Origin of the sequence: Streptomyces sp. NPDC006923, assembly GCF_040635655.1 — a bacterium.
Classification (GTDB): Bacteria; Actinomycetota; Actinomycetes; order Streptomycetales; family Streptomycetaceae; genus Streptomyces.
In genome coordinates this window covers 1-4508 of record NZ_JBEYIF010000057.1, presented here as the reverse complement: position 1 = coordinate 4508, position 4508 = coordinate 1, and the positions used below count along the sequence as shown (strand labels likewise).

Annotated in this window: 1 protein-coding gene; it reads right to left on the bottom strand. The window is 68.7% G+C overall.

Annotation, left to right across the window (positions count from 1 at the left end):
- The coding region (locus tag ABZ707_RS33295) for a type I polyketide synthase (RefSeq protein WP_360182641.1) at positions 1-4508 on the bottom strand (4508 nt) is incomplete at both ends.

Here is a 4508-nt window from a genome sequence, read left to right as displayed (position 1 = left end):
GCCGCCGCACACTCACGCATCGACTCCGCGAACACCGGAGACGCATCCATCAACTCCCGCGCCATCCCCAACCACTGCGACCCCTGCCCCGGGAAAACAAACACCACCTTCCCCCGAGACCCCACAACCCCCCGCACCACCTGCGGTACGGAACCCCGCCCCGCGAGAGCGCTCACACCCGCAACCAAAGACTCGCGGTCACCCACCACCACCGCACGATGCTCAAACACCGCACGAGTCATAGCCAGGGAAAAGCCCACATCCACCGGACGACCCTCAACCCCCAACAGACGAGCAGCCTGCTCCTCCAACGCCTCCGCAGACGTGCCCGACACCACCCACGGCACCACACCCGACGGCTCATCATCCGAGGTGGAGAGCTGAGCCGGTGCAGGCGGCGCCGCCTCCAGAATGGCGTGCGCGTTGGTGCCACTCACCCCGAACGACGACACCCCCGCCCGGCGCGGACGGTCGGCCTCGGGCCATTCGGCGGACTCGGTCAGCAGTCGGACCGCTCCGCTTTCCCAATCGACGTGCGACGACGGCTCATCCACATGCAGCGTCCCCGGCAGCACACCATGGTGGAAGGCCATCACCATCTTGATCACACCGGCCACACCCGCAGCGGCCTGCGTATGACCGATATTCGACTTGATCGACCCCAGCAACAACGGCTCGTCACGATCCTGACCATAGGTCGCCAACAGCGCCTGCGCCTCGATCGGGTCACCCAACGTCGTCCCCGTACCATGCGCCTCGACCGCGTCCACCTCGGCGGCAGACAACCCCGCCGACGCCAACGCCTGCCGGATCACCCGCTGCTGCGACGGACCATTCGGCGCCGTCAGACCATTCGACGCACCATCCTGATTCACCGCCGTACCCCGCACCACCGCCAACACCTCATGACCCAGCCGACGCGCCTCCGACAAACGCTCCACCACCAGCATCCCCACACCCTCGGACCAGCCCGTACCGTCCGCCGCCTCCGCGAACGACTTGCACCGCCCGTCCGCCGACAGACCCCGCTGACGACTGAAGTCGATGAACGTCGCCGGCGTCGACATCACCGTCACCCCACCGACCAACGCCAGGCCGCACTCACCCGAGCGCAGGGCTTGTACCGCCAGATGCAAGGCCACCAGCGATGACGAACACGCCGTATCCACCGTCACCGCCGGGCCCTCAAGCCCGAAGGTGTACGCCAGCCGCCCTGACATCACACTGCCGGCGTTGCCGATGCCCAGGTAGCCTTCCAGCTCGTCGGGGAAGGCGGCCATGGTCTCGTAGTCGTGGTACATCGCACCGACGAAGACCCCGCTCTGGCTGCCCCGCAGCGAAGCCGGGTCGATACCGGCCCGCTCGAACGCTTCCCACGAAATCTCCAGCAGGAGTCGCTGCTGCGGGTCCATGGCAAGGGCCTCACGCGGCGAGATCCCGAAGAATCCGGGGTCGAAATCGGCCGCCTGGTGCAGGAACCCGCCCTGCCGCGTGTAGCTCTTGCCCACCTTCTCCGGGTCGGCGTCGTACAGCGACTCGACGTCCCAGCCACGGTCCTCGGGGAAGCCCGAGATGGCGTCGCCGCCCGTGGACACCAGGTCCCAGAGTTCCGCCGGTGAGGTGATGCCACCGGGGAATCGGCACGCCATGCCGACGATGGCGATCGGATCGTCGTCGACCGCGGTGAGCGGAGTGTTCACGGCCACCTGCTCGGCCGTACCGACGAGTTCCGTGATCAGGTGGTCGGCCAGCCCCGAGGCCGTCGGATAGTCGAATACGAGTGTGGCCGGCAGCCGGAGCCCTGTTTCGGTGTTGAGGCGGTTACGCAGCTCCACCGCCGTCAGCGAGTCGAAGCCGAGATCGCTGAAGGCCCGGTCGGCGGCGATCGTGTCGCTGGTCGCGTGGCCGAGCACGGACGCGACCTGTGCGCGGACGACGTCGAGCACCATGTCCCGGCGAAGGTCCACGGACAGCCGCGACAGCCGGTCTCGTAGCGTCGGCCCCGAGGCCGCTGTACCAGCCATCGACGGACGGCGGGCGGGCCCACGGACCAGGCCCCGCAGCACCGCCGGAATCTCGGTGTCCCGCAGCGCGCGCACACTGAGCCGCATCGCCACGACCACGTCGTCCAAGCCCTCATCGAGGGCCCTGTCGAACAGCGCGAGGCCCTGTTCGTCGGAGAGCGGCGGAATCCCGGAACGTTCCAGGCGCCGACGATCGACGTCCGTCAGGTGTGCGGTCATCGCGCTGCTCTGTCCCCACAGACCCCAGGCCAGCGAGAGCGCCGGGAGTCCCAGGGAGCGCCGGTATGCGGCAAGGGCATCGACGGCGGCGTTGGCAGCGGCGTAGTTGGCCTGCCCCGGCGTGCCGATCACACCGGCAGCGGAAGAGAACAGAACAAACGCCGCCAGATCGAGGTCACGAGTGAGTTCGTGCAGGTGCCAGGCCGCGTCGGCCTTCGGCCGCAGCACGGTGTCCAACCGCTCCGGCGTCAGCGCGTCGATCACTCCGTCGTCCAGCACACCCGCCGCATGGATCACCGCCGTCAGCGGATGCGCCACCGGGATCGAGGCCAGTGCCTTCGCCAGGGCGTCCCGCTCGGCCGCGTCACAGGCCATCACCCGCACATCGGCTCCGCGAGCGGTCAGTGCGGCCGTCAGCTCCGCCGCGCCGTCCGTATCGCCGCCCCTGCGGCTGAGCAGCAGGAGGTGCCGTACGCCACGTTCGGCCACGAGATGCTCGGCCAGGGAAGCGCCAAGGCCACCGGTGCCACCAGTGATCAGCACCGTACCGTTAGTGTCCCAGTCGGAGGCCGCCCGCTCTGCGGGAACCGGGGCTTTCACCATACGGGCAGCCCGTATCATCCCCTCCCGCAGGGCGAGTTGGGGCTCCCCGGAGGCCAGAGCTGTGGGGAGGACATCCATGGACGCGGGCGAATCGTCAATGTCGATCAGGACAAACCGCCCGGGATTCTCCGACTGCGCCGAGCGTATGAGCCCCTGCACCGCCGCCTGGCCCATGTCGAGTCGCGCGCCCCGGGTCAGGAACACCAGCCGGGAGTCGGCGAACCGCTCTTCCGCCAGCCACTGCTGCGCCTGGGCGAGTGCCTGGGCCGTGGTCGTACGGACGGGAAGTCCGGGCTCCACCGACACCATCACATTGCTCGGCACCGGACCGTCGCCGGCGGCGAGTGCGGCGAGGTCGGCCGCCTCGATCGCCTTCCAGTCGGCCGCGTCCGTCATCGCGGGCTCGGATGCGAGCGGAGTCCAGTGCACCTGGAACAGTGAGCCGCCTTGGCCCGGCCCGCCGGGCTGCGCGATGTCATCAGGCGCGAACTCGCGCAGGACCAGGGATTCAACCGAAGCCACCACCCCGCCCCGCGCGTCGGACAACACGACCGATACCGTCTCGGGCCCCTTGGGCGTCAGTCGCACCCGTAGCTCCGAGGCGCCGGTGGCGTACAGCGAAACACCATTCCAGGAGAACGGCAGTCGTCCGCTTCCCACCGCGTGCACACTGGCATGCAACGCCGCGTCCAGCAGCGCGGGATGCAGGCCAAACGCACCGGCCCCTTCGGTTACCTCGATCTCGGCGAAGATCTCCGCGCCGCCGCGCCACGCGGACTTGAGTCCCCGGAACACCGGCCCATAGGAGAAACCGTCGTCCGCGAGACGGTCATAGAAGTCGGTGAGGTCCAGCGGCTCGGCACCGGCGGGCGGCCAGGCGGCGTTCTCGGCGTTCTGAGTCTGCCCTCCCCCGTCGAGCATGCCGACCGCGTGCCGGATCCAATCGGTCTCGGCGGCACCGCATGAGTGGAAGCTGACCGGCCGTCGACCGGTCTCGTCGGGCGCTTCAACAACTACCTGCACCTGGACGGCACCGGTTTCCGGCAGGACGAGGGGGACTTCGAGCGTCAGCTCGTCGATCCGGCCGCAGCCGACCTGATCACCGGCCTGGATCGCCAGCTCCACAAATCCGGTGCCGGGGAACAGCACGGAGCCGCCGACCGCATGATCGGCCAGCCATGGATGCGACCGCAGAGACAGCCGGCTCGTGAACAGGAACCCGTCCGAGCCAGGGAGCTCCACACCTGCGCCGAGCAGCGGATGATCCGAGGCGTCCAGCCCCAGCGCGACCGCGTTCCCCTGTGACTCCTGAGTCTTGGGCCAGAAGCGTTCACGCTGGAAGGCGTACGTCGGCAACGCGACCCGACGGCCGCCGGTCAGTGCCGGGGACCAGTCGACCTGAACACCCTGCACATACAACTCTGCGACAGAACGGAGGAAGCGGTCGAGACCGCCCTCGTCGCGGCGCAAAGAACCAACGACGAGGGCGCGGTCCTCTGAGGTCTCGCCGAGGGGAACGGTCAGGACAGGATGGGCGCTGGCCTCGACAAACACGCCGTGGCCGTGCTCCAGCAGGCTTTCCACGGCCTGCCGGAACTCCACCGTGCCACGCAGATTCCGATACCAGTACTCGGCATCCATCCCGGCCGTGTCGAACTCCGC